This window comes from Micromonospora sp. 067-2 (assembly GCF_046549295.1).
Lineage (GTDB): Bacteria > Actinomycetota > Actinomycetes > Mycobacteriales > Micromonosporaceae > Micromonospora.
In genome coordinates this window covers 77870-103026 of record NZ_JAJPWB010000012.1, presented here as the reverse complement: position 1 = coordinate 103026, position 25157 = coordinate 77870, and the positions used below count along the sequence as shown (strand labels likewise).

The following is a 25157-nucleotide window of genomic DNA, read 5'->3' as shown; positions in this document are numbered from 1 at the left end:
CCTCAGTCTTCCTTGTAGCGGAAGAGGCGGAAGTTGGCGATGCTCACGACCGCCAGCATCAGGGCGAACACGATGCTCATGGCGGCGGCGCGACCGGCGTTGTTGTTCCGCAGGCCCTCCTCGACGATGAACCAGACGACCGTCCGGGTCTCCGTGCCGGGCGTCCCCTGGGTGATCAGGAACGACTGGCCGAACATGTTCGCCGAGGCGAGCACGGTCGTGGTGATCACGAAGAGCAGGACCGGGCGCAGCCCGGGCAGCGTGACGTTGCGGAACCGCTGCCAGGCGTTCGCGCCGTCCATCCGGGCGGCCTCGTACAACTCCGGCGAGATGTCCTGCAGGCCGGCGAGGTAGATCACCGCGTTGAAGCCCGAGGTCCACCAGACGGTCACCCCGACCAGCGAGATCCACGCCCACGGCATGTTGGTCACCCACGGGGTGTCCGAGGGCAGGCCGACCACGCCGAGGAGCCGGTTCACCAGGCCCAGGTTGGCGTCGAGCAGGAACCGCCAGAGCAGGCCGATCACCGCGACGCCCAGGACGTACGGCGCGAAGTAGATCGCCCGGAAGAACGTCCGGCCCGGGAACGAGCGGTTCAACAGCAGTGCCAACCCGAGGGGTACGACCACCAGCAGCGGAACCGACAGCACCGTGAAGATCGCGGTGGCGCGGACGCTCTCCCACCAGTCGCCGTAGACGGCGGAGTCGCTGGAGAACAGCTGCTTGTAGTTGTCCAACCCGACGAACGGCCGGTTGGGCAGCTGGAAGTCCCACTGGTGCACGCTGAGCCACAGGCCCACGATGATCGGCAGCAGGCCGAACACCCCGAACAGGATCAGGTAGGGGGCGAGGAACAGATACGGCGTCGCCCGTCTGGTCCGGCCCGCCGAGGCACCCTTTCGGGCGCCCTTGGCCGCCGAGGGCGGCGCGTCACCGCGCGCCGCCCCGACCTCGATCACGTCCGCCACGAGGAATCAGCTCCCGTACTTCTTGCGGTTGTCCTCGAGCTGCTTGTTGGCCTTCGCCACACCGTCGTCGAGTGCCTGCTTGGGCGACTTCTTGCCCAGCGCGGCCTCGTTGAAGGAGTTGTAGAAGGTCGTCATGACCTCGCCCAGGCCCGGGGCCGCCGGCGGGAACGCCGCGTACTCCAGCTCGGGGGCGAGCGACGAGATCTCCGGCAGCGCCTTGAACTCGGCACCCTCGCGGACGGCCTTACGGGCCGGCACCTGGCCGCCCTTCGCCCAGTCCAGCGAGTGCTCGCTGAGCCAGTTGATGAAGACCTTCGCGCCGGAGACCTTGTTGGCGTCGTTGGCCCGCTGCTTCACGATGGTGAAGTTGTGCGAGTTGGCCCACGCGGCCGGCTTGCTGCCGATCTGGGGCAGCGGGGCGACACCCCACTGCACCTCGGGGCTCTTCTTCAGATCGTTGATCTGCCAGATGCCGTTCCAGGTGAAGGCGTTCTTGCCGCTCTTGAACGCCAGGTAGTCGGCGTCCTGGCCGACGTTCGCCGGCGAGAAGCCCTGCTTGATCATGTCGACCAGCCAGGTGGCCGCCTCGACCGCCGGCTCCGAGTTGAAGGTGGCCTTCGCCACGTCCGCGTCGAACAGGGTGGCGCCCCACTGGTTCAACAGCGAGTAGAAGGTCATGCCGCCGGTGAACTGGAAGGGGCTGACCCAGAAGCCCGGGACGCCGGACTTCTTCAACTCGACCAGCGCGGCGGTGTAGTCGTCCTTGGTCGCCGGCGGCTTGTTCGGGTCCAGGCCGGCCTTCTGCATGACGGCCTTGTTGTAGTAGAAGCCCAGCGGGTGCATGTCCAGCGGGATGCCGTACCGCTTGTTGTTGTAGAGGCCGCCCTTCCACACCGTGGGGGCGAAGTCGCCCTCGGCGAGCCCCAGGTTCTTGGCCACGTCGTCCAGCTCGGTGATCACGCCGCGCGCGGCGAAGGTGGCGAGCTGGTCCATGTGCATGACCGCGATGTCCGGCCCGTTGCCGCTGGAGGCCGCACCGGGGAGCTTGTTGTAGTAGTCCTCCCACTGGTAGGTGGCCACCGACACGGCGATGTTCTTGTGCTCGGTGTTGAACTGGTTCACCAACGCCTTGAAGATGTCGCCGTCGCCGCCGGTGAAGCCGTTCCACAGCTTCAGGTCCACCTTCGGGCCGGTGTACTCCTTGCCGCCGTTGCCCGCGGCCGGCCCGGAGCTGCTGCCGTCGCCGCCGCCGCAGCCGGCGAGGGTCAGCGAGGCCGCGGCACCGAGTCCGAGACCGAGGCCGAGCAGGCGCCGCCGGCTCATGTCGTTCTGGATCATGCTGGTATCTCCTTGAAAGGGGGACGGGATGAATTGTGCCTGGTCAAAGCCTTGGCGTCCTCAGGCGCTTGCCGGGCCGAAGCGCAGCACGTTCCAGGACACGGCGGGCAGGCGCACGGTGCACCGCCCGCCGTCGGGGGTGGGGGCTTGCATGTCCCGGGGCGTCACCCGGTCGGGCTCGGCCTCGGTGTTCGTCGCCGACGGGTCAGACCCGGCGGCGATGCTCTGGAAGGACAGACCAGACAAACCTGGCAGGCCGCGCAGGTCGATCTCCAATGGCAGGTCCGTATTGTCACGGTTGACGGCGAAGACGGTCAGTTCGCCGGTCTCCTCGTCGTGCACGGCGACCGTGTCGAGTACCGGCACGTCCCCGTACTTCTTCGTGTCGTAGCGCGGCGACACCGGATCGGTGCGCAGCACGGTGCCCCGGGCGTACCGGGCGGTCAGCGCGAACGGGTGGAAGATGCTCTGCCGCCAGGCCGGGCCGCCGTTGCGGGTGCGGATCGGCGCGATCACGTTGGCCAGCTGAGCCTGGGCGGCCACCCCGACCCGGTCCGCGTGCCGCAGCAGGGTGATGAGCAGGTCGCCGACGACCACCGCGTCGACCGCGGTGAAGTCGTCCTCGATCAGCGCCGGGGCCTCGACCCAGCCGCGCCGGTCCAGGTCGGCCTGGAGGCGGGACTCGTACCAGACGTTCCACTCGTCGAAGGAGATCTTCAACTTGCGCCTGTGCCGCTGCTTGGCGGCCACGTGGTCGGCTGTCGCCACGACCTCGGTGATGAAGTTGTCCATGTCGACGGCCGAGGCCAGAATGCTCGCCTGGTCACCGTCGGACGGGTCGTAGTAGGTGTGCGCCGAGATGTAGTCGACGTGCTCGTAGGTGTGCTCCAGTACGGTCGCCTCCCACGCGGCGAACGTGGGCATCCGCCGGTTGGAGCTGCCGCAGGCGACCAGACTGATCGACGGGTCGATCATCTTCATCGCGCGGGCGGCCTCGGCGGCGAGCCGGCCGTACTCGTCGGCGGTCTTGTGGCCGACCTGCCACGGGCCGTCCATCTCGTTGCCCAGGCACCACAGCCGGACCCCGTACGGGTCCTGTGCGCCGTGCTTGCGCCGCAGGTCGGACAGCTCGGTGCCGCCGGGGTGGTTGGAGTACTCCAGCAGGTCCAGCGCCTCCTGGACACCACGCGTGCCGAGGTTGACGGCCATCATCGGCTCGACACCGGCCTCGGCGGCCCAGGTCATGAACTCGTCCAACCCGAACGCGTTGGTCTCGATGGTCTTCCAGGCCAGGTCGAGCCGGCGTGGCCGCTCGCCGACCGGACCCACCCCGTCCTCCCAGCGGTAGCCGGAGACGAAGTTGCCACCCGGGTAGCGGACCACCGAGACGCCCATCTCCCGGGTCAGCTCCAGCACGTCGCGGCGGAGACCGCGGGAGTCGGCGTCGGGGTGGCCGGGCTCGTAGATGCCGCCGTAGACGCACCGCCCCATGTGCTCGACGAAGGAGCCGAAGAGACGTCGGTCGGCCGGCCCGATCGCGAAGGCCGGGTCGATCGTCAGCTGAGCGGTCCGCAAGGGTTGCCACCTTTCCTCATTGCCGGTGCCGAGCCCGGTGACCGCAGTCACCGGTAACCCGGTATCCATGGTTTGTACAACGTTGTAGGCAACGTTGTAAAGGGTTGGTGACGCGGTAGGGTGCGGAGTGTTACATCGGGGAGGTTGTCGGCGTGCGAAACAGGCTCAAGGACGTGGCCGAACGGGCCGGCGTCTCGGTGAAGACCGTCTCCAACGTCGTGAACGGCTACGAGCACGTGCGGCCGGACACCCGGGCGCGGGTCGAAGAGGCGATCGTCGAGCTGAACTACCGGCCCAACCTCTCCGCCCGTCACCTGCGTAAGGGCCGCACGGGTGTGATCGCCCTCGCCGTCCCGGAACTGGACATTCCGTACTTCGCCGAGCTGGCCCGTCACGTGGTCACCGCGGCCGCCGACTTCGGCTGGACGGTGCTGATCGACCAGACCGGCGGCGGGCGCGAGCACGAGCGGGTGGTGGCCTCCGGCATCACCGACCACCTGATCGACGGGTTGATCTTCAGCCCGTTGGCGCTGACCGCGGAGGACCTGACCGGCCTGGACGGCACACCGATGGTGCTGCTCGGCGAGCGGGTCGACCACGGCCCGGCGGATCACGTGGTGATCGACAACGTCGGCGCGGCCCGGGAGATCACCGAGCACCTGATCCGGCTCGGCCGGCGTCGGATCGCGGCCATCGGCTCGCAGCGCACCCCCGAGGGCGCCAGCGCCCGGTTGCGCCTCACCGGCTACACCGACGCGCTGGGCGCCGCCGGCCTGGACTACGACGACGCCCTGGTGGCGCCCGCGCCGGCCTGGCACCGCGCCGACGGCGCCGCCGCCATGCGCGGTCTGCTCACCTCCGGCGTACGCCCCGACGCCGTCTTCTGCTTCAACGACACGCTCGCCCTGGGTGCCCTGCGGGCTCTGCACGAGGCCGGTCTGCGGGTGCCCGAGGACGTGGCGGTGGTCGGCTTCGACGACATCGAGGACGGCCGGTTCTCGATCCCGACCCTGACGACCGTCGCCCCGGACAAGGCCCAGATCGCCCGGCTCGCCGTCGAACTGCTCGCCAACCGCCTCAACGGCGACCGCTCCGCGCCCGTCCGCGAACTCTCCGCCTCCTACCGCGTGGAACTCCGCGAATCATCCCAACCCTCCTGACCCCACCGGCCCCTGATCGGTGGGGTCGGGGGCGGAGGGGTCAGTCGAAGAAGCGGGCCAGATGCGACCTGGTCGGGACGTCGGCGTCGGGGGGTAGCGGGGTGAGGTCGGCGAAGATCGAGGCGCCGTCGCAGCCTGAGTGCAGCGGATACCAGCGGGGTTTGCCCGGCGGCCGGCCCTGACAGATCCCCTTGAACGTCTGCACGTCCATCAGCCGTACGTGGGTCGGGTCCGCCACCGCGTTCACGTGCCCCCACCAGGGGCTCATGACGTGCAGCACACCGCCGGGGCGGAGCACGCGGTGGCACTCGTCCACCAGCGGCAGAAAATCGATCAGGTGCTCCAGGATGTGAACGGCGAAGAGCGCATCCACCGAGTTGTCGGCCAGCGGCAGCGAGCCGGAGAGGTCCGCCACCGCGTCCACTCCCGGTGCCGGATAGATGTCCAACCCCAGGTTGCCCGACCACTGCTTGCACGGCCCGCAGCCGAGGTCCACCACCACCGGTTCGCGCCCGCCGACGCCCACCCGGCACCAGACGCCGTAGACCCCCGCCAGCCGTCCCACCAGGTCCTGGACCAGCCGCAGGTCGGCGGGATCGGCCACCTCCCCGCTGACGTGGGCCACCCCCCGGTCGAACCGCACCTCGACCGCCAGCGGGCGTAGCCGGTCATCGTGCCGGACCTGGTCCGCCCACGCCTGAGCGAGGAACTCGTCGATCGCCCGCAGCCGGTCGGCCGAGGGCGGAGTCTGTGCCAAAGCGACCATGCGGGCCACCTCCCGCCGCGCGATACCCGGATCCGCGCCCGATATGCCCCGATCGTCGACCACGTCAGCGGTTGGGTGTGCCGCTCGCTCGGCGTGGCGCAGTTCTCGAGGCAGGCCGCCGCAGAGCGTGATGCCACAGAGGCATAAATATGCCCCACGGCATCAAGCTCAAAGTTGACCTCGCCCCCGGACCGGCGCCGCGGGACCTCGCCCCCGGCCGGGCTTGGCAGGACCTCCCCGGCTGGGCACGGCGCGACCTTGCCTTGGCCTGCGCGGCGGGTCCTCGCCTTGGCCTGCGCGGCGGGTCCTCGCCTTGGCCGGGCACGGCGGGACCTCACCCCGGCCGGGCCACGGCGGGACCTCGCCACGGTCGGGGCGCAGCGGGACCTGGCCCCCGGACGCAGCGGAATTCGGCCCGACCGAACAGAGCGGAAACCCCGGCGCGGGCGGACAGGCCGGGAGCGCGGGTTCCGGCGGTCAGCCGGAGAGGGTACGGCGGCCTTGACGGCCGCCGCCGCGCATCCGCTGGCGGGGCTGTGGGGTGGCGAGCTTCGGCCGTTTCAGGTGGTAGCGGTGCAGCTCGTTGTTGCCAGGCAGGGACGGGTCCTCACTCATGGAGACCAACTCCCAGCCCTGGTCGCCGGCCCGGTTCAGGTGGGCCAGTGCGGTGTCGCCGTAGGGCGTCACGTCGACCATCGAGCCGTCCGGGCCGTACCAGACGAAGACGACCTCCCAGCCCAGGTCGTTGGTCGCAGCCTGACGACGGCGGACCAGCAGTGCGTACTCCCACTTGAGCATGGCGTCATTCTCACCCCGGGTCGGCCCGTCGGCACGGATCAATCCTCGGCGATCCGCCCGGCGTCGACCCGCAGCCGACGGTTCGTCTCGATGGCGGCCAGCATCCGACGGTCGTGGGTCACCAGCAGCAGCGTTCCCGGGTAGCTGGCCAACGCCGACTCGAGCTGCTCGATGGCTGGCAGATCCAGGTGGTTGGTGGGTTCGTCGAGCACCAGCAGGTTGACCCCGTGCCCCTGGAGCAGGGCCAGCGCCGCGCGGGTCCGCTCACCGGGGGAGAGGGTGGCCGCCGGCCGTGGCACGTGTGCCGCACGCAGCCCGTACTTGGCCAGCAGGGTCCGCGCGTCCGCCGGCGACAGCTCCGGTACCGCCGCCTGGAACGCGTCGATCAGCGGCGCGTCGCCGAGGAACAACCCGCGGGCCTGGTCGACCTCGCCGACCACCACCCCGGGCCCGAGCGACGCGGTGCCCTCGTCCAGCGGCAGTCGGCCGAGCAGCGCGGCCAGCAGGGTCGTCTTGCCCGAGCCGTTCGCCCCGGTCACCACCACCCGGTCGGCCCAGTCGATCTGCAGGTTCACCGGGCCGAGGGTGAAGCCGTCCCGGCGTACCACCGCGTTTCGCAGGGTGGCCACGACGGCGCCGGCGCGGGGCGCTGCGGCGATCTCCATCCGCAGCTCCCACTCCTTGCGGGGCTCCTCGACCACGTCGAGCCGTTCGATCAGCCGCTCGGTCTGCTTGGCCTTGGCGGCCTGCTTCTCGGTGGCCTCACTGCGGAACTTCCGGCCGATCTTGTCGTTGTCGGTGGCCTTGCGCCGGGCGTTCTTGACGCCCTTCTCCATCCAGGATCGCTGGGTCCGGGCCCGCGCCTCCAGACCCGCCCGGGTGTCGGCGTACTCCTCGAAGTCGGCGCGGGCATGCCGGCGGGCCACCTCGCGCTCCTCCAGGTAGGCCGCGTAACCGCCGCCGTAGTGGTGCACCTGCTGCTGCGGCAGGTCCAGCTCCAGCACCCGGGTCACCGTGCGGGTGAGGAACTCCCGGTCGTGGCTGACCAGCACCGTGCCGGCCCGCAGCCCCGTGACGAACTCCTCCAGCCGTTCCAGACCGGCCAGGTCCAGGTCGTTGGTCGGCTCGTCGAGCAGGAACACGTCGTAGCGGCTGAGCAGCAGCGAGGCCAACCCGGCCCGGGCCGCCTGGCCGCCGGAGAGCCCCGTCGTCGGGTGGTCCAGGTCGACCGCGAGACCCAGATCGGCGTTGACCTGTTCGGCCCGTTCGTCCAGATCCGCGCCGCCCAGTGCCAGCCAGCGCTCCAGCGCGTCGCCGTACTGGTCGTCGGCTCCCGCGACGCCGGCGGTCAGCGCCTCGGTCGCCGCGTCCAGCGCGGCCTGCGCGGCGGTCACCCCGGTCCGCCGAGCCAGGAACCCGCGTACCGTCTCGCCCGGCCGCCGTTCCGGCTCCTGCGGCAGGTGCCCGACGCTCGCGGTGGGCGGGCTGAGCCGGACGCTGCCGGCCTCGACCGGCAGCAACCCGGCGAGGGTACGCAGCAGCGTCGACTTTCCGGCGCCGTTCGGCCCGACCAGGCCGACGACGTCGCCGGGGGCGACCACCAGGTCCAACCCGGCGAAGAGTGGGCGGTCACCGTGCCCGGCGGCGAGGTCCTTGACGATCATCGTGGCGCTCATCAGGACGGCAGCCTATCCGGCCGCCCGCATACGTTCGGGCGGCAGCGGGCAGACTCAACGGCGTGGTGACCACACTCGCGATCGACTGCGGCGGCGGAGGCATCAAGGCCTCCGTGCTCGACGAGGCCGGCACGATGCGGGCCCGACCGCTGCGGGTGCCGACGCCGTACCCCCTGCCGCCCGAGCTCTTCGTCCGGACCCTGCTCGATCTGGGCGCCCGGCTGCCGACGCCGGACCGGTTGACGGTCGGCGTACCCGGGATGATCCGGCACGGCGTGGTCGTTTCCACACCGCACTACGTGACCCGCAGCGGACCACGCAGCAGGGTCGATCCGGACCTGCTCGCCGAGTGGTCCGGCTGGGACGCGCGGGGCGCGCTGGCCTCCGCGTTCGGGGTGCCCGCGCTGGTGCTCAACGACGCCGAGGTGCACGGCGCCGGAGTGGTCGCCGGCACCGGATGCGAGCTGGTGCTGACCCTCGGCACCGGGCTGGGCAGCGCCCTCTTCGACGGCGGGGTGCTCGCCCCGCACCTGGAGCTGTCCCACGCGCCGGTGCGCTGGGGCACCACCTACGACACGTACGTGGGTGAGCCGGAGCGCCGCCGGCTCGGCGACGCCTTCTGGTCCCGACGGATCCGGCAGGTGGTCGACGGTCTCCGCCCGGTTTTTCGCTGGGACCGGCTGTATCTGGGTGGGGGCAACTCCCGGCTGATCCGGCCCGAGCAGTTGGCCCGGATGGGCGATGATGTGGTGGTGGTGCCGAACACCGCGGGGATCGTCGGCGGCGTACGCGCCTGGGAGTTGGCCGACGGGCGCCGCGACGCCCGAGCCTGACGCGCCCGATCTGGACCCCGGGGAACAGTCGCCAAACGGCCGGTGTTGTGCCAGCGTCGGAACAGGTGACGGTGCGACCCGAGGAGGTGGGCAGATGGATCTTCTGGCGGACTACCGGCGGGCGACCATGTTCTTCGAAACCGGTGACCCGAGCGGAGCGGCCCGACTGCTGGAGCCGATCCTGGACGCCGAACCCGGCAACGCGGCCGTACGGCAACTGCTGGCCCGGTCGTACTTCCAGTCGGCCCAGCTCAACCGTGCCGAGGAGCAGCTGCGGGAGCTGGTCGAGCGCGACCCGAGCGACCACTACGCGCACCACGTGCTGGGTCGGACGCTGGAGCGGCTGAACCGGCACTCCGAGGCGCTCCGGCACCTGCGGATCGCCTCCGCCATGTACGCGGCCAACGACGACTACCGGGCAGCGCTGCAGCGGGTGGAAACCCGCGTCGGCGGCTCCCGCTGACCGCTTCGACGTCTGGGCGGCCCCTCGGGGCCGCCCTTCGCCGTCTGTCGGGCGCCCCGCGGCGCGTGCCTAGGATGGCGGACATGGGACCTGACCGGCCGGGGGCTGCGGCATGAAGCTCAAGCTGGACCTGCACGAGATCTTCAACAAGGGCCAGGACATCGACCGCGCGCTGCGCGGGATCATGGACGAGGCGGTGGCGAAGAAGGCCACCCTCGTGGAGATCATCCCGGGCAAGGGGTCGGGCCAGCTCAAGAAGCGGGTGCTGCGGTTCCTCGACCAGAAGGACGTCAAGCAGCTCTATCACCGTGTCGAGAAGGACTCGAAGAACTTCGGCCGTCTCTTCGTCCACTTCCGCTGGAAGTAGCGACGGCACAGCCTCTGAGCTGCGTATCGGGCCGCTTCCAGGGCTGTTGAGCCACGAAGGCCGACGGGATGGCTGGGAGACGGAGCAGGGCATCGGATGGTAGCCGTGTCAAGGCCGAAGCGTTGCGAGGATCTAGCCCGGCAGCAGTGTCGGCGAGAATCCGGCAGCGAATGCGTCGCGCTCCGCCCGACTAACGATCTCTAGAACGTCTGGCTCCGGGACTTTGTGGATCCAGAGGAGTGAGGCGAAAGTCAGCACTCGCAGCAACTCCGGATTCTTCATCTTGAGCTTCTCGATGGCGTCCTCATTGTGGCCCAGGCAGGTCCTAATGATCCGCTCCACGTCGCCGGGAGTGATGTCGCCCTTCGGAAAAACTCGCGAGGTAAGCACAGCGGCTTTGGCGACAGATATAAAGCCTGGGTTCGATCCCAGGCATTGCCGTATCGTCCGGAGAAGCGCCGCGCTCGTGACCTCGTCAGCGTCGACCCACCTCGTGCGCTTTAATTCGGCACGATAATGTTCGCGCTCCTCCACATTTCTCAGCGCCAGCATCGCCAGGTACGAGCCCATGAGTGTCCGCAGGGCTGTCATCTCGGCGTCCCCCTACCACGCCATGCGCCCAGATGTCCTTGCACAACCCGTCTATTGCCGGCGGTGGTCACGAAACTGACCGTAGCAATGGCAGGGAAGGGTGAGGGCCGACCAAGTGGCTACAAGCGGTCGGCCTGGTAGCCCGTCGCCGGCAGGGCGAGAAGCCGTGTCAACGTCGAGAGGCGTTGACGTCGGCTGTGCGGGCCAGCCTGACGATCCGATAGCAGATGGCTTATCAGAGCCGGAGGTGTAAGGGGATCAGACCCTTGGATCATTTGTCGCCGCGCTGTTCGTGCAAGGCGATGAGCGCTGCTTCGACTCGTAACCCCACACCTGTCAGCACGAGCACGCCGGCCAGGACGTATCCGCCGGCTTGAGGGTTCTCCGGACTGACCATGAGTAGGGCGATCAGCAGGCCGGCTCCAAGCGCTACGTTGCCGCCGACTCGGGTTGATCCGCTACGGGTGTACCGGAGATCCATGTCGCTCACCATAGCGAGGGGATCGAGCCCCAGGTTGCCCCGAATCGCAGTCTCGGGTTTGTCCTTGCCCGACGTGAGCGCGCCAAGATTATGCGTTCGTAGGCCGTCTACCGAGAGCCAGCAGTGACCTTCGTGGACCATTCATGTCAGGTCAAGCAGCAGCTCAGACACCCGGTCGCCCAGTTTGGTTGCCTACGCCCCCTCGGCTAGATCAATACCGCTGGGAGTAGCTACCGGATCGCGTTCAGCGCTTCGCGGAAGTCGGCGGTGGCTTGCTCGCCGGGGTAGCGACGGTGGAGTTCGACGTCGACCTCACCCGCGACGAGCAGCAGCGAGGGCAGGGATCGGCGAGTAGCGGCGAACGCTGCCAGCCCGGTTGCCACAGCCCGGTCCAGCTCGCCAGCGCGCAGGGCCGTGACGGCGAGGGTGAGTCGGGCTTCGGCCATCCGCATCGGTGACCGCTCGGTGCCATCGGGTGCGGTGCCGATGCGCAGGACCTCGTTGGCGTAGTGCTCCGCGAGGACATCGTGTTCAGCGAGCCGGTAGGCATCCATCGCGTAGAACAGCCATTTGCCCGGATCGACGTCGAAGTGGTTGTCGGGCCGCTCCGGCGTACCCAGGTCGTCGAGCAGTCGCCGACCGCGATCGAGTGCCGTCCGCGCACCGTCGAGGTCGCCGAGCCGCGCGAGCGCCTTGGCTTCCTGGGCGATCAGTTGCACCCCCACTCTCTGCCGGCCGGCGGCTTCCTGGCCGGCGCGGGCGGCGGTCAGCACCGCCTCGTGCCGGGACTGCGTGAGTGCGAACCAGGCTGTCATCTCCCACGCCCAGCCGGTGATGTCGGCATGACCGGCTTCGTCGCCGAGCTGCCGAGCGGCGGTACGGGTGGCCTCGGCGCTGGCGCGAAGGCCCAGGTCGTACTCGACACAGCCGATCAGCAGCGCCAGCCAGCCCGCACACACCAGCAACTGGCGGTGCTGCCGTAGCCCGGTGGGCCGGTGTAGCAGCCGGGCGACCTCACGCAGCCATACCTGACCTTCGGCGCGGAGTTCCCCAGCGTCTCGCCATCCGTACTGGCAGCACAACTCGGTCACGGTCGCCTGCAGCGTCTCAATGGTGGCGGGCGCGGTGTCGCTGGCGTGCATGCGGTGCAGCAGTTCAACGGTTTCCGACGGCCGTGCGTCTGAGGCAGCGACGACATCCAGCGCGGCGCAGGCGATCAGTTCCCCGCGAGCGGCGAGGACGTCGTCGATCCGGCGGGCCAGATCCTCGCCGGGTCGGCGGCGGCCGTTCTCCAACCGGGAGAGGTGCCCCTTGTCGGCGGGCAGCAGCTCGGCAAGAGCGGTCAGGCTGAGCCCGCGCGCTGCCCGCGCTGCCCGCATGCGGGCGCCGAACGTTGGCATGTCTCGCGCCTCCCTGAGTTGCGGGGTTGCCGCTGTGGGCTGGCAACGCGCAACCCGTCGACCGATGTGAGCGTAGCGCCGCAGTGTGTATCGGACGAGCACGCGCGGTGACCGGCGGGAGGCGTGGTGGCAGGTGCGCGGGACGGCAATCTCGACGGCGGGGAGCACCTGCCGCGCCGGCCACAGTGGCACTGCCAGATCTGCGAGCCGGGTACGCCTTGGCCGTGCCATCCCGCGCGGGTGGACCTCGCCGAGGCGTACGGGCGTGACCGGATCGGCCTTTCCATGTACGTCGGCGGTCTGCTCTTCATCGTCGCCGTGGAGCTGCCCGACGTGGCGCCGGCCGAGCTGTACGAGCGGTTCGTGGCGTGGACGCGGTGATGGGCAGCATCACGCTGGCGAGGACGACGCGGCGTCAGTGACCCTTCGCCTCTGGGCGGGCGCCGCCACCGGCTGGGCGTCGGGACCAGCACTGTGGCCGTTGTCGAACGGCGAGCTCCAGTGCCTGATGGTCGGACTCGATCATTTCCCGGGCTATTCGACGCGCCATCTCCAGGCGGTCGGTCTGCATCTCAAGATCGGTCGGGCCGGCGCCAGCCATATCGAACTCCTCGTCACCGTTCGAACTAGTCGCATCATCCGTCAGGCCGGGGAGCGTCACCATTCCCCGATCGGCGGAATCCGACGGCCGCGCGGCTCCGTACGCCGTACTCCCGCTTGCGCCGATGGTAACGGCGGTCGCGCCATCCCGCCCGGAACTGCCGGAACCTGTCACGACGTGTGGCGCGATCAATGTCGACGGCGCGGCTCGGCTTGCCGTTGGTCGGTACATTGCAGAGTGCGTGTTCGGGGGCGCTATGTGTCCGGTGAGGGATCTTCGCAGCAGGAGGACCACCGTGCAGCAACCGAGAAACATCGACCCGCTCTTCGTCGCCGTCGAATCCGACGTGATCAGGCGAGCGGATGTCGCCGGTCTCATCGCGGGGCGGCTGGCCGCCGTCCGGGTGCCGGGGCTGCTGCCCGCGGCCCGTTGCCACGCCATCACCGCCGCGCTCGCCGACGCACCGATGGACCGGTACGACGAGAGTCGGGTCTTCCCCGTCGTGGCCAAGTTCGGCCCGGCCATCAACGACCACCGGGATGCCGGTCAACTCCGCGAGGACTACTGGGACGCGGCCCGCGCGGCGGAGAAGAGCTGGTCCACGCTGGATCTGCCGGATACGCCACGGGACCTGTGCCTGGCCGCGTTCCAGGCCGCCTGGCCGGACGTCGCACCCGGGCGGCGGCACCGTCGGGAGATGCACGTCGGCATCGTGCGTGAGATCAACGCCGGCCTCCAGGTGCACTTCGACGACGCGGTCCGGGAGTACGCCGGCCGGCTGCTCGACAGTGAGGTGGTGGCGCAGTTGGCGTTCAACATCTACATCCGGGTGCCACCGGCCGGTGGTGAGACCGTGCTGTGGCGGCGGCGCTGGCAGCCGGACGACGAGGACCTGCGGATACCCGGCGGGTACGGCTTCCACGAGTCGGTGGCCGCCGACGTGCAGTCGTTGACGCTGCGACCCACACTCGGAGAGGGCTTTCTGTTTGATCCGCGGCACTATCACACGGTGCGTCCCGCGACGGATGGCCGACGGATCTCCATAGGATGTTTTGTCGGGCTCACCGACGATGGTCGACTGGCCCTCTGGTCGTAGTGAAGGGCGTTCCCCCATGGTGGACAGAAGCGACGTCGAGGCGGCTGCGGCGCTGGTCGAGGGGCGGGTCCGGGAAACCCCGGTCGTCGCCGTCGATGGTGCCGACCTGGGTGTGCCCGGGCAGCTCAGCCTCAAACTGGAACTGCACCAGCACACCGGCTCGTTCAAACCGCGTGGCGCGTTCAACCGGATGCTCCAGGGGTCGTTGCCGTCGGCCGGGGTGATCGCCGCGTCGGGCGGCAACCACGGCCTCGCCGTGGCCTACGCGGCCCGGTCGCTGGGCGTTCCGGCGGAGGTCTTCGTGCCGGTCACCGCCTCGCCGGTCAAGGTGCAGCGGTTGGCCGGGCTGGGAGCACAGGTGCGTCAGGTGGGCCAGCACTACGCCGAGGCCCTGGCGGCGAGCACGCAGCGGGCCGGGGAGACCGGCGCGTTGGTCGTGCACGCGTACGACCAACCGGAGGTGGTGGCCGGTCAGGGCACCGTCGGTCGGGAGCTGGAACGGCAGGTGGACGGCATCGACACCGTGCTGGTGGCGGTGGGCGGCGGCGGGCTGGTGTCCGGCATCGCCAGTTGGTTCGGCGGTTCGGTGCGTGTCGTCGCCGTCGAGCCGGAGCAGATCCCCACCCTGCACTCCGCCCTGAAGGCCGGGAAGCCGGTCGACATCGAGGTGGGCGGCATCGCCACCGATTCACTGGGCGCCCGTCGGATCGGCGAGATCGCCCTCGACACCGCCCGCCGGACCGGGGTGGTCTCCGTACTGGTCCGTGACGAGGACCTGGTGCGGGCGCGCCGGTTGCTCTGGTCGGAGCTGCGGGTCGCCGCCGAGTTGGGTGGCGCCGCCGCGTTGGCCGCGCTGGTCGGAGGCGCGTACGTGCCGCAGCCGGGGGAGCGGGTCGCAGTGATCATCTGTGGTGGTAACACCGACCCGAGCGACCTGGGACCGGCCGCGCCGCACTGACCCGTCAGCCGCCGTCGCGCAGGCGACGCAGTGCGTGCGCCACCTGGAGGGTGTCCAGGTGGGTGTCCCCGAGGAGACGCCGCCGGTCGGCGAGCAGTTGCTCGTACACCTCGATCGCCGCGTCGACCTGTTCCTCGAGCAGGAGCACCAGGGCCAGGGTGTACCGGATGGCGAGCACCTCGCTACGGTCGCCGTACCGGGGTTCCACGGTGGCCAGGGTGGCCCGCAGTTCGGCCTCCGCCTCGGCGAGGCGGCCCTGCTCCTGCATGCAGCGAGCCAGCGTGTGTCGGGCCTGCCAGGTCTCCGGTTGGTTGAGCGGCCACAACCGGTAGCGGACCTCCAGGATCGCGTGCAACATGTCCTCGGCTTCGGGGGCACGGCGTTGCGCGAGCACGGCCAACGCGAGGCTGTGCCGCACGATCATGGTGTCCCAGTGCTCCGGGCCGCGGACCTGGTCCTCGGCGGCGACGATCTGGCGCAGCTCCACCTCGGCCTCCGGCCACTGGCGCTGCGCCATGATCGCCTTGGTGAGTTTGTGTCGACTGGCGAGGGTGTCGGCGTCGTCGCTGCCCAGCACCCTGGTGCGGTCGGCGATCACGTCGCGGAGCACCCGGTCGGCCATCTCCGGCTGGTTGCGTTCCAGCCAGGTGCGGCCCAGTTCGTGCCGCAGCGCCAGCACCTGCGGCCGGTCCAGGTCATGGTCGTACGCGGCGCAGCCGCGCACGATCGGGTCCAGGATGTCGAAGGCGGAGCCGGGTAGGCCGACCGCGATGAGGTAGCGGGCGGTGAGTCGGGCGAGCTCCAGTGCGCGGCGTACCGTCTCGGGGTCGTGCTTGTGTTTCTGCGGCACCAGGTATTCCCGGACCGCCTCGACCAGGTGCGGCACCAGCACATCCCAGTTGGCCCAGGCAGCCGAGTCGTCCGGGCTCTGCCCCTCGGTGGCGGCGAGCAGCAGCTTCATGACCAGGCCGTGATATTCGGCGATCTGCTCACGGACCTCGTCGCGGTCGCGGAACATCGCGTGCACCAGGGGGTGCAGCGACAGCACGTGCGCGAAGGCCGGGTCGGTGACCTCCTCCTGGACGTCGAAGTCGACAAGCGTGAGGTCGCCGATGCCCTCCAGCACCTTCACCCGCTGTCGGCCGGTGAGCCCGGTGAAGAGGGGCGACCCCGCCAGGATGGCCGGCTTGAGCACCACCTCGTAGGGCACCGGGGAGACGCTCAGGCAGGCCAGCACGTTGAGCAGCGGCCGGCTCTGTTGGAGCTGGCGGCGGGCCAGCAGGTCCAGGGAGATGTCGTCGACCTCGCGGACGATCTCCAGGCCGAGGGACTCGTCGAGGTCGACGTCGTCGGCGTCGCGCGGTGAGCGGAACCGACGCTGCACGGCGGCCCGGTAGTCGGCGAAGGTGGTGATGGTGGACGAGCCGCGCCAGACCGGGCTCGCGTTGACCGACCGCAGGTAGTTGCCGGCCGCGCGCAGGGCGAGTGGCAATCCGCCCAACTCGCGCGCGAGCTCCCGGGCGGCGGCCAGGTCACCGGCCTGCTCCCCGGCCCGGTCGATCAACACCTGCGCGCCGGCGTCGGCGTCGAGCGGGCGCACCTGGTGCAGCCTCGACCAGTTGCCCCAGGTGGCCCGGTTGCCGTCCCGAGTGGTCACGATGACCACGCCGTCGTCGGCCTCCGGGCTGCGCAGCCAACCGGTGCCGTCGGCGAGCACCCCGTCGGTGGGGCCCAGCGTGGCGGGCTCGTCGGCGCTGTCGAAGATCAGCAACCAGGGTTGCGCGGCCTGGTTGAGATAGCGCCACACCAGGTCGGTCGCGCTGATCATCCCGGCCCAGGCCTGGTCGACCTGGGTCTCCGAGGCGCCGAGTTGGCTGACCACCTCACGCATTCCGGAGTTGAGCCGCCCTGCCTGCACCCACCAGACCGTCCGGCCGTCAGCCCGGGCGCGGCGGGCGATCTCCAGGGCGACGTGGCTCTTGCCGGAGCCGCCCATGCCGCACAGGATGTGCACCGAGGGTCGCCCAGCGGCGGCATCCCCCGGCTGCACGATCTCGTCGATCAGGTCGTCGCGGCCATGCAACGGGCTGTCCAGTCGCCCGAGGGGTGGGTCGACGGAGACGCGACTCGGGCGGTCGTACGCGGGCCGGGGCACGCCGGCATCCTCGGGTGGAACGTCCGCAGTCAATGCGGTCCCCCTTCGGTGGCGAATGTGCAGTGGACCGGCGGCGGAAGATCCTGCCCATCTGGTGGACAGTCGGAGGGATTGCCACCCGCACCACGTCAAACGCAAGCGTATCCATCCCCGTACTGGGTTGCACACTCTCCGTTCAGGCCGCCCGGGTGACCGGAATCAGCGCCGGAATTCCCATTTCGGGGTCGAATCCGACCGATCCGTCGTGTGCGGCACTCGACAAGAGCCTCCACGATGGACTCATGAACTGGTCGCTGATCCAGGATGTGATCGACTGGGGTTCCGTACCGGACTGGTTCGGCGCGGTCGGCTCCATCGCCAGCGTGCTCTTCGTCTATCTCGGGCTGCGGCGGGAGATCCGCGCCCGCCGCACCGACGACCTGCGGGTCCGGGCCACCCAGGCCCGGTTGGTCTCGGCGGTGGCCGAGATTCGGGGCACCTCGGTCCTGCGGGTCACCGTCGCCAACGAGAGCGACGCCCCGGTGCTGGACCTGGCCGTGCTGGCGCGGCTCGTCCCAGCCGACGAGACGGACGGCCCACCCGTCGGGCTGGCCGCGGTGAAACAGGTCCGTCGGATACCGGGCCGCGACGTTCACGACCTCTTCGTCACCGTCACGGCGGAGCACCGGTTACGCCCGACCGACACCGTCCTGGTGGAACTCACCTTCACCGACCACGACGGAAATCGCTGGCGGCGTTTCGGTGCCGGCCAACCCGAACCGGTGGGGTGACCGAATTGACGGCGGCATTTCCGCCAGCCCGCGAATAGCCAGCGGTCCGGCGGACACACAGCTCCGCCGGACCACCGTGCTGTCGCTCAGATCGGATAGGTTCGGGCGACCGCCAACATCTCGGAACTGTGCGACCCGACGATGCCGACGCCCGGCGGTCGGGGGCGGAAGCCGGGCAGCCCCTCCAGCCCGTCACTGGCGTCCATCGCCCGCAACGACACCTGCCCGGCGATCGGCCGCAGGGTCAGCGTGACCTCCAGCCCTTCGGCTGGCGGGGCGTGGAAGACCAGCCCGAAGCCCCATCTGCCCTCGCGCGGCTCCACCGGCACCGACCTGCCGGCCACCTCGGCCCGCAGGACGGTGGCCGTCGACGTGTCGACGTGCAGGGTGGCGAGCCGGACCGCCCGCTGCGGGGTGAGCCGCAGCCGCAGGGTGCGCTCGTTGCCGGTGGTGGAGTCGGCGAGCACCTCCAGCTTCGGCGCCGGCAGGTTCGCCGACTGGGCCGGCCCGGCCCGCAGTTCGCCGTCGCCGAGCCCGGGGAAGTCGTCGCCGACGTCGGTCACCCCGTTCACGTAGCCGTCCGTCCACGACTGCGGGTCGGCCTCGTGGCTGAGCCAACGGGCCTGGCCGGTGCCCGCGTCCAGGGCGTACATCAGGTGGGTTGGCGCGGGGTGGGCGGCGTCGAAACGGTCGACGCTGAGCCCGACCCCGGCGAGCACCACCGCCGCCAGGGCGGCGGCCCCGGCCGGCAGCACCGCGAGCCGGCGGGCCCGCAGCGCGACCAGCCCGCGCTGGCCGCCGGCCTGCGGGTGCAGCAGGTCGACCACCGGCAGGGCGGTCAGTCCGAGCAACACCGCGACCAGTGCGGCCACCCCGCCCATCGCCATGCCCAGCGCGGGGAAGAGCAACACCACGGTCGGCAGCAGGATGATCACGCCGACCGCGCCGGCGGCGGTCACCGCGACCACCGGCCACGGGCCGGTCTGCCGGGTGCGCAGCGCGACCAGCCCACCGAGGGCGCCGGCCAGCGCCGGCAGGGTGGTGAGGTACGCACCGCCGGGCACCGCCACGGCGAGCAGCACTCCGAGCAGGGCCAGCCAGGCCAGCCCGCCGACGGCGAGCGCGGCCGGGCCGATCCACCGGCGGGTCAGGGCGTACCAGGTGAACAGGATGGCGGCGGCCAGCGCCAGCACAGCCAGGCGGTACCAGATCGGCCGGTACGGGTCGAGCAGCTCGGCGTATCCCGGGCGGATCGTGGTGATCGCGGCCCAGAGCAGCTGTGCGGCGAGCGGCGCGGCCACGATCGGCACCAGGGCCAGCCCGAAGCCGGCGGCCAACCGGCCGGTGCTGGCCCGGCCACGCCGACGGGTCAGCCAGCCCAACACGGCGACCAGGAGCACCGCGAGCAGCGCCAGCGGAAGCGTGAGCCAGCCGGGGTAGCGGACCAGCCCACCGGGGACCGGGAAGTAGGTGGCGTCGTGACCGGAGCGCAGGTCGGTCAGGTCGGTGCGGCCGAACTCACGGGCCAGGCCCAGCGCGTTGTCCCCGTGCTGCTGCAGACTGCCCCGATCCATCGCCGCGGGTGTGTCCAGCGGCGTGTGGTAGATCGCGCCCCCGTCGATGTACGCCGAGTTCAGCCCGACGAACTTCTGGTCCAGGAACGCGGTGAAGTCGGTGTCGTTGGGCAGCGCGCGGTAGATCTCGACCGCGAACGAGGTGCCGACCGGGTGTGGGGCGGCGAGACCGAAGACGTCCACCAGCTTCGCGTTGTTGCGGGACGTCTCGAACATGATCACCGGGCCGGTGGAGCCACGGGCCTCCAGGTTGAGCACCACCCCGCCGTCGGCGGCCAGCGGATGGCTGGCGGCGAACGCGGCGGCACCGCAGAGGCACGCCTCCTCGGCGTCGGTCAGCACGAAGACGATGTCGTTGCGTGGGCGGGGGCCGGCGGCCAGCGCCCTGGCCACCTCAAGGATGGCGGAGGTGCCGGCCGCGTCGTCGTTGCCGCCCGGCCCGGTCTGCACCGAGTCGTAGTGCGCGACCAGGAAGACCCGGCCCGTCGAGGCGGTGCCGGGCAGTCGGGCCACCACGTTGCGGACCCGGGCCAGGGTTGCCCCGCCCGCCGCCCCGCTGAGCTGCCCGGCTTCGGGTGCGACGGTGTCCTGCACCTCGGTCTCCAGGCCCAACCCGCGCAGCTGCTGCTCGATGTGCGCCCGGACCTGGTCGTTGGCCGGGCTGCCGGCGACGTGCGACCGGGCCGCGATGACCGTGACGTCCTCGTACGCCCGGCCGGCGCTGAACTCGTCCGCGGGCGCGGCCACCGACGCCGGCGTCGGCGTTCGCAGGTCGAGAAGGCTGCCGGCGCCGACGGCGACCAGCGCGACGAGGGCGGCCGCGGCCGCCGCGAGCCGCCGGCGGGGCCGGGCCAGCGCGCGGTCGGCGAGGGGTACGTCCGGACCCGGGCGGGCCGGCGTACCCGCGTGAACGGGGGTGGGGGGTGCGCCCACGGGAACTCCTCGGGGGGTGGGTGGGGCCTGGGGTGGCATCATCCTGCCCTCCGGTGGCTCCGGGCGGGACCGCCGGACGTCCGAGTGCCCGCCGCCCGCCCGGTTCCTCCCTCGGCGGGCGTGATCCGCCCCATCCCCGGCCGTGCCGAGGTCATCGTGTTGTGTGCGACCGTTGTCTAATACAGGATCAGCGGGGCACTCGGAAGGAGCCCGACATCACCAGCGATCTCCCGCGTCTCGCGGCGGTGACCCGGCCGCACCGGGGACCCGGCCTGGCCGGTTCCCCCGTCGTGCCGTACCCGCACGGCGGTCTGTCGCGGCACGCAAATCTGCCGCCGGGCGAGCGGTTGCGCGTGCTGCTGGTGGAGGACGACGAGGGTGACGCCTTCCTGGTGGGCGAACTGCTCGCCGAGACGAACTCGATGATCGAGCTGCAGGTCGCCACCAGCCTCAGCGAGGCGCGGCAACGGATCACCGACGTCGACTGCGTCCTGCTCGACCTCGGCCTGCCGGACGCGCAGGGCCTGGACGGGCTGCGCCAGGTGCTGGAGATGTCCAGCGGCGCGGCGGTCTGCGTGTTGACCGGCCGCTCGGACGAGCACCTGGGCGTCGTGGCGGTCGCCGAGGGCGCACAGGACTACCTGGTCAAGGGCCAGGTGGACGGGGTGCTGCTGACCCGGGCGCTGCGCTACGCGGTGGAGCGCAAGCGCGCCGACGAGAACGCCCGTCGGCTGCGCGAGGTCGAGCTGCGCCAGGCCGAGTCCGCTCGGCTCGAACGTGGCCTGCTGCCCCAGCCCCTGATGACGACCGACCAGGTGGCGGTGCACACCTTCTACCGGCCGGGCCGGCACGCGGCGCTGATCGGCGGGGACTTCTTCGACGTGGTGCAGACCCGTCCCGATCGTCTCGACCTGATCGTCGGGGACGTCTGCGGCCACGGCGTGGACGAGGCCGCGCTCGGCGTCGAGCTGCGGGTGGCCTGGCGGGCCCTGGTGCTCGCCGGGGTGCCGGACGACGAGGTGCTGCCCGCGCTGGAGCAGGTGCTGATGAGCGAACGGCGGCTGCAGGAGATCTTCGCGACGGTGGCCACCACCCGCCTCGACCTGGACGCCAACCGGGCCACCGTACGGCTGGCCGGCCATCCGCCACCGGTGCTGCTGCGCAAGGGCAGCGTCGCGCCGGTGCCCGCGCGGGGCGGCCTGCTGCTCGGCGTCGCCCCCCGTCGGCCCGTTGCTTTCGATCTGGAGTTCGATACCGATGACTGGTCCCTGCTGATGTACACCGACGGCCTGATCGAGGGGCGGGTGGGCGCCGGCAACGACCGGCTCGACGTGCCGGGGCTGACCGAGCTGCTCGCCGACCCGGCCAACCGGGAGGTGGCCCTGTCCGACCTGCCGGCCTGGCTGGTCGGTCGCGCCGAACAGATCAACGGTGGTCCGCTCGCCGACGACGTGGCGATGCTGCTGGTGACCTCCGGAGGTGGCCGGTGAGGGCGCTCCGGCAGAGCTGGAGTCTGCGCCGCCGGGTGCTCGCCCTGCTCGCCGTCGTCGGAGTGCTGCTGACCGCCCTGGGCGTGGTGGAGGCCGCCGTGGCGGCCGACAACCGTCGGCAGATCGACCGGCTGCTCAACCAGATCGGGCCGCTGCGCACCGACACGCTGACCTTGATCGCCGCGCTGGTCGACCAGGAGACCGGCGTCCGCGGGTACGCGGTCAACGGCAAGCCAGCCGATCTGGGACCGTACGATCGCGGGCTGGCCACCGAGCGGCGACTCATGGCCGACATGCGCCGCCTGGCGGGCGGCGACCGCACCATCCAGGACCAGCTGGACGTGGTGCAGACCCAGGCGGACGAGTGGCGCTCGGTGGTCGCCATTCCGACCATCGCGGCGGTGCGGGCCGACGGCACGGCCGCCGGTCAACGCCTGCTCGGCGAGGAGACCCGGCAGCGCTTCGACCGGCTGCGGGTCGCGACGGCCGAGCTGCAGGAACGGGTCACGGCGGTGCGCGACAAGGCTGCCGCCAGGGCCCAGCATTCGAGTACCGACCTGGTGGTGCTGCTGGTCGTGGCGGCGCTCGTGGTGCTGATCGCCGGGACGGTGCTGCTGATCGCGCTGGACCGCACGGTGATCCGGCCGCTGACCGGGCTGGCGCGTCAGGTGCGCGAGGTCGCCAGCGGCGACTTCCAACACCACATCTCCGGATCCGGGCCCCCGGAGTTCGTACGGCTCAGCGCCGACGTCGACGCGATGCGGCAGAAGATCGCCGACGATCTCGCCGAGGTGCGGGAGGCCCGCCAGCGCATCGAGTGGGTCAACACCCAGCTCCAGAAGCAGGCCGAGGAGCTGACCCGGTCCAACCGTGACCTGGAGCAGTTCGCGTACGTCGCCTCACACGACCTCCAGGAGCCGCTGCGCAAGGTGGCCAGCTTCTGCCAGCTTCTGCAGCGCCGCTACGCCGGTCAGATCGACGAGCGGGCCGACCAGTACATCGCCTTCGCGGTCGACGGCGCGCAGCGGATGCAGCGGCTGATCAACGACCTGCTCGCGTTCTCCCGGATCGGCCGACTCACCACCGGCTTCGTCCAGGTCGACCTCAACAAGGTGATGGGCGACGTGGCCGGGCAGACCGAGGCCGCCCGGCAGTACGCCGACGCCGAGCTGACCTGGACCGGTCTGCCGGTGATCCAGGGCGAGGAGCCGCTGCTCACCAACCTGCTGGCCAACCTGGTCAGCAACTCGATCAAGTTCCGCCGTCCGGACGTGCACCCGAAGGTGCACGTCTCGGCGCGGCTGGTGGGCGCCGAGTGGGAGATCAGCTGCCGGGACAACGGCATCGGGATCGAGCCGGAGTTCGCCGACAAGATCTTTGTGATCTTCCAGCGGCTGCACTCGAAGGACGCCTATCCGGGCACCGGCATCGGGTTGGCCATCGCCAAGAAGATCGTGGAATACCACGGCGGCCGGGTCTGGGTGGACACCGATGTGCCGGAGGGCACCACGATCCGGTTCACCCTGCCGGCACGCAGCGAGGACGTCGAGGCGGCCGCCGCGACGGACGCCGGGACGGCGGAGCAGCCAGAGGTGTTCCAGGCGCGTGACGCGACGTTCTCGGACGACGCGCCGGCCGGCACACCGGAGCAGTCCATCGGAGCGGACCGGCCGGACCGGGCCGACAAGGACTCCGAAGGCGGTAGAACGGGTGACATGAGGGAGACGGTGGGATGACCGCGCCGGCGGATGGCAAGAGCCCGATCGAGGTCCTGCTCGTGGAGGACGATCCGGGTGACGTCTTGATGACCCAGGAGGCGTTCGAGGAGCACAAGCTGCGCAACCGGCTGACCGTCGTGTCCGACGGCGCCGAGGCGATCGCCTACCTGCGACAGGAGGGCCAGTACGCCGACGCCGTGACGCCCGACCTGATCCTGCTCGACCTCAACCTGCCCCGCCGGGACGGCCGGGAGGTGCTGAAAGAGATCAAGAAGGACGAGAACCTGCGCCGGATCCCGGTGGTGGTGCTCACCACCTCCCAGGCCGACGAGGACATCCTGCGCAGTTACCAGCTGCACGCCAACGCCTACGTGACCAAGCCGGTGGACTTCGAGCGCTTCATCTCGGTGGTCCGCCAGATCGACGAGTTCTTCGTCAGCGTGGTCAAGCTGCCGCCGCGTGGCTGACACCCTGCTCGACGACGTCGGTGACCTCCTCCGGGAGGCCGCCGACCAGGTCGTGCTTCCGCTGTTCCGCAAGCTCGACGAGGCGGACGTGTCGGAGAAGGCGCCCGGCGAGGTGGTCACCATCGCCGACCGGCGGGCCGAAGAGGTGATCTCCGCTGGGCTGCGCCGGCTGCGGCCAGGCTCGATGGTCGTCGGTGAGGAGGGTGTTGCCGACGATCCGGGGCTGCTGCGGCACCTGCGCGACAGCGGGGACGTCTGGCTGGTCGACCCGGTCGACGGCACCGCCAACTTCGCGGCCGGCCGCCGGCCGTTCGCCCTGATGGTGGCGTTGCTGACCGACGGGCGCCCGACCGCGGGGTGGATCCTCGACCCGCTGGCCGAGACGCTGGCCGCCGGCTGGGCCGACGGTGGGACCCTGCTCAACGGCCAGCCGGCAGGTGGCGCGGTCGGAGTGCCGTCGCTGGGCGAGCTTCGCGGCGCGGCCATGACCCGGTTCCTGCCGCTGGAGGCCCGGGACCGCGTGCGCGCCGGTGGCCGGCGGCTCGGCGAGCTGCTGCCCGGCCAGCACTGCGCCGGCCGCGAGTACCTGGACATTCTCACCGGTGAGCAGCAGTTCACCCTCTTCTGGCGCACCCTGCCGTGGGATCACGCCCCGGGAGCCCTGCTGGTTCGCGAGGCCGGTGGGGTGGCCCGCCGGTTCGACGGCGTCGACTACGACCCCGACGACGACGGGCGAGGCCTGCTCGTCGCGGCCAACGAGCAGGTCTGGGCCGACGTTCACGAGGCTCTGCTCGGCTCCTGATCCGCGCTCCGCGACGCTGGGGGCACGCTGCGTCGACACCGGAGCGGCCGGGTCGTCACAGGGCTGGTCACCGACGCCCCGTCCGGTATCGTGACGGCGGTCTCCGCCAGCAGGCCGCCGACCGGCGCCGGTGGGGACGCCGCCGTGCAGTGGTTTCCCGGGGGCCGGCGGTCGACG

23 protein-coding genes are annotated in these 25157 nt (G+C 70.9%); 12 read left to right on the top strand and 11 right to left on the bottom strand.

Annotated elements, in window-relative coordinates; genetic code table 11:
• Nucleotides 1-2: 2 nt before the first annotated feature.
• From ACLJN9_RS26950 to ACLJN9_RS26940, 3 genes are read right to left on the bottom strand one after another with little or no spacing between them, the layout of a single operon-like run.
• On the bottom strand, nt 3-968 hold the full coding sequence (locus ACLJN9_RS26950) for a carbohydrate ABC transporter permease (protein WP_410814422.1): 966 nt from the start codon (nt 966-968) through the stop codon (nt 3-5).
• Nucleotides 969-974: 6 nt separating this feature from the next.
• Complete coding sequence (locus ACLJN9_RS26945) at nt 975-2306, bottom strand: ABC transporter substrate-binding protein (protein ID WP_410814421.1); 1332 nt, start codon at nt 2304-2306, stop codon at nt 975-977.
• Between the two features lie 60 nt (nt 2307-2366).
• Nucleotides 2367-3881 carry an alpha-N-arabinofuranosidase gene (locus ACLJN9_RS26940; RefSeq protein ID WP_410814420.1) on the bottom strand — a complete coding sequence of 505 codons (1515 nt, stop codon included), beginning with the start codon at nt 3879-3881 and terminating at the stop codon, nt 2367-2369.
• A gap of 152 nt (nt 3882-4033) precedes the next feature.
• Here ACLJN9_RS26940 and ACLJN9_RS26935 point away from each other — a divergent pair, with 152 nt between their 5' ends.
• Nucleotides 4034-5041: a LacI family DNA-binding transcriptional regulator gene (locus tag ACLJN9_RS26935; protein ID WP_410814419.1), complete on the top strand. Its 1008-nt coding sequence runs from the start codon at nt 4034-4036 to the stop codon at nt 5039-5041.
• Between the two features lie 40 nt (nt 5042-5081).
• On the opposite strand, the gene ACLJN9_RS26930 is transcribed toward ACLJN9_RS26935, so the two are convergent.
• The 3 genes from ACLJN9_RS26930 to ACLJN9_RS26920 form a co-directional block, all read right to left on the bottom strand.
• Nucleotides 5082-5807 carry a methyltransferase domain-containing protein gene (locus ACLJN9_RS26930; protein WP_410814418.1) on the bottom strand — a complete coding sequence of 242 codons (726 nt, stop codon included), beginning with the start codon at nt 5805-5807 and terminating at the stop codon, nt 5082-5084.
• 477 nt (nt 5808-6284) lie between these two features.
• The gene (locus ACLJN9_RS26925) at nt 6285-6605 is read right to left on the bottom strand and encodes a hypothetical protein (RefSeq protein WP_410814417.1); all 321 of its coding nucleotides are present in this window, start codon (nt 6603-6605) and stop codon (nt 6285-6287) included.
• Nucleotides 6606-6643: 38 nt separating this feature from the next.
• Nucleotides 6644-8281: an ABC-F family ATP-binding cassette domain-containing protein gene (locus ACLJN9_RS26920; protein WP_410814416.1), complete on the bottom strand. Its 1638-nt coding sequence runs from the start codon at nt 8279-8281 to the stop codon at nt 6644-6646.
• 62 nt (nt 8282-8343) lie between these two features.
• On the opposite strand from ACLJN9_RS26920, the gene ACLJN9_RS26915 reads away from it, so the two are divergent.
• The 3 genes from ACLJN9_RS26915 to ACLJN9_RS26905 all read left to right on the top strand — a co-directional run bounded on the left by ACLJN9_RS26915 (nt 8344) and on the right by ACLJN9_RS26905 (nt 9944).
• Nucleotides 8344-9114, top strand: coding sequence for an ROK family protein (locus ACLJN9_RS26915; RefSeq protein WP_410814415.1), 771 nt, complete (start codon nt 8344-8346; stop codon nt 9112-9114).
• A gap of 94 nt (nt 9115-9208) precedes the next feature.
• Nucleotides 9209-9577, top strand: a complete 369-nt coding sequence (locus ACLJN9_RS26910; protein WP_410814414.1) for a tetratricopeptide repeat protein — start codon at nt 9209-9211, stop codon at nt 9575-9577.
• A 112-nt stretch (nt 9578-9689) separates the two neighbouring features.
• Complete coding sequence (locus ACLJN9_RS26905; RefSeq protein WP_007465523.1) at nt 9690-9944, top strand: Smr/MutS family protein; 255 nt, start codon at nt 9690-9692, stop codon at nt 9942-9944.
• A 132-nt stretch (nt 9945-10076) separates the two neighbouring features.
• On the opposite strand, the gene ACLJN9_RS26900 is transcribed toward ACLJN9_RS26905, so the two are convergent.
• The 3 genes from ACLJN9_RS26900 to ACLJN9_RS26890 form a co-directional block, all read right to left on the bottom strand.
• Nucleotides 10077-10535 carry a hypothetical protein gene (locus tag ACLJN9_RS26900; protein WP_410814413.1) on the bottom strand — a complete coding sequence of 153 codons (459 nt, stop codon included), beginning with the start codon at nt 10533-10535 and terminating at the stop codon, nt 10077-10079.
• 271 nt (nt 10536-10806) lie between these two features.
• Nucleotides 10807-11016 carry a hypothetical protein gene (locus tag ACLJN9_RS26895; RefSeq protein WP_410814412.1) on the bottom strand — a complete coding sequence of 70 codons (210 nt, stop codon included), beginning with the start codon at nt 11014-11016 and terminating at the stop codon, nt 10807-10809.
• Nucleotides 11017-11246: 230 nt separating this feature from the next.
• Nucleotides 11247-12416, bottom strand: coding sequence for a helix-turn-helix domain-containing protein (locus ACLJN9_RS26890; RefSeq protein WP_410814411.1), 1170 nt, complete (start codon nt 12414-12416; stop codon nt 11247-11249).
• A gap of 126 nt (nt 12417-12542) precedes the next feature.
• On the opposite strand from ACLJN9_RS26890, the gene ACLJN9_RS26885 reads away from it, so the two are divergent.
• The 3 genes from ACLJN9_RS26885 to ACLJN9_RS26875 all read left to right on the top strand — a co-directional run bounded on the left by ACLJN9_RS26885 (nt 12543) and on the right by ACLJN9_RS26875 (nt 15071).
• Nucleotides 12543-12797 carry a hypothetical protein gene (locus tag ACLJN9_RS26885; RefSeq protein ID WP_410814410.1) on the top strand — a complete coding sequence of 85 codons (255 nt, stop codon included), beginning with the start codon at nt 12543-12545 and terminating at the stop codon, nt 12795-12797.
• Nucleotides 12798-13312: 515 nt separating this feature from the next.
• Nucleotides 13313-14113 (top strand): hypothetical protein, encoded by an 801-nt coding sequence (locus ACLJN9_RS26880; protein WP_410814409.1) that lies wholly within the window; start codon nt 13313-13315, stop codon nt 14111-14113.
• Between the two features lie 16 nt (nt 14114-14129).
• The gene (locus ACLJN9_RS26875; protein WP_410814408.1) at nt 14130-15071 is read left to right on the top strand and encodes a threonine/serine dehydratase; all 942 of its coding nucleotides are present in this window, start codon (nt 14130-14132) and stop codon (nt 15069-15071) included.
• Between the two features lie 4 nt (nt 15072-15075).
• Here the strand turns inward: ACLJN9_RS26875 and ACLJN9_RS26870 are convergent, their stop codons facing one another.
• The gene (locus ACLJN9_RS26870; protein WP_410814407.1) at nt 15076-17226 is read right to left on the bottom strand and encodes a tetratricopeptide repeat protein; all 2151 of its coding nucleotides are present in this window, start codon (nt 17224-17226) and stop codon (nt 15076-15078) included.
• A 281-nt stretch (nt 17227-17507) separates the two neighbouring features.
• On the opposite strand from ACLJN9_RS26870, the gene ACLJN9_RS26865 reads away from it, so the two are divergent.
• Nucleotides 17508-17996 (top strand): hypothetical protein, encoded by a 489-nt coding sequence (locus ACLJN9_RS26865; RefSeq protein ID WP_410814406.1) that lies wholly within the window; start codon nt 17508-17510, stop codon nt 17994-17996.
• An 86-nt stretch (nt 17997-18082) separates the two neighbouring features.
• Here the strand turns inward: ACLJN9_RS26865 and ACLJN9_RS26860 are convergent, their stop codons facing one another.
• Complete coding sequence (locus ACLJN9_RS26860) at nt 18083-20503, bottom strand: M28 family peptidase (protein ID WP_410814405.1); 2421 nt, start codon at nt 20501-20503, stop codon at nt 18083-18085.
• A gap of 245 nt (nt 20504-20748) precedes the next feature.
• On the opposite strand from ACLJN9_RS26860, the gene ACLJN9_RS26855 reads away from it, so the two are divergent.
• Genes ACLJN9_RS26855 through ACLJN9_RS26840 form a run of 4 tightly spaced genes read left to right on the top strand, consistent with a single transcriptional unit; the run spans nt 20749 to nt 24980 of the window.
• Nucleotides 20749-21993: a PP2C family protein-serine/threonine phosphatase gene (locus tag ACLJN9_RS26855; RefSeq protein ID WP_410814404.1), complete on the top strand. Its 1245-nt coding sequence runs from the start codon at nt 20749-20751 to the stop codon at nt 21991-21993.
• A complete protein-coding gene (locus ACLJN9_RS26850) occupies nt 21990-23729 on the top strand; it encodes a sensor histidine kinase (RefSeq protein ID WP_410814403.1) in 1740 nt (579 codons plus the stop codon). The genes ACLJN9_RS26855 and ACLJN9_RS26850 overlap by 4 nt, the downstream gene beginning before the upstream one ends.
• Nucleotides 23726-24178 (top strand): response regulator, encoded by a 453-nt coding sequence (locus ACLJN9_RS26845; RefSeq protein WP_410814402.1) that lies wholly within the window; start codon nt 23726-23728, stop codon nt 24176-24178. Before ACLJN9_RS26850 ends, ACLJN9_RS26845 begins: the two co-directional genes overlap by 4 nt.
• Entirely contained in the window at nt 24171-24980 is an 810-nt protein-coding gene (locus ACLJN9_RS26840; RefSeq protein ID WP_410814401.1) for an inositol monophosphatase family protein, read from the top strand. Before ACLJN9_RS26845 ends, ACLJN9_RS26840 begins: the two co-directional genes overlap by 8 nt.
• The last annotated feature ends 177 nt before the right edge of the window (nt 24981-25157 follow it).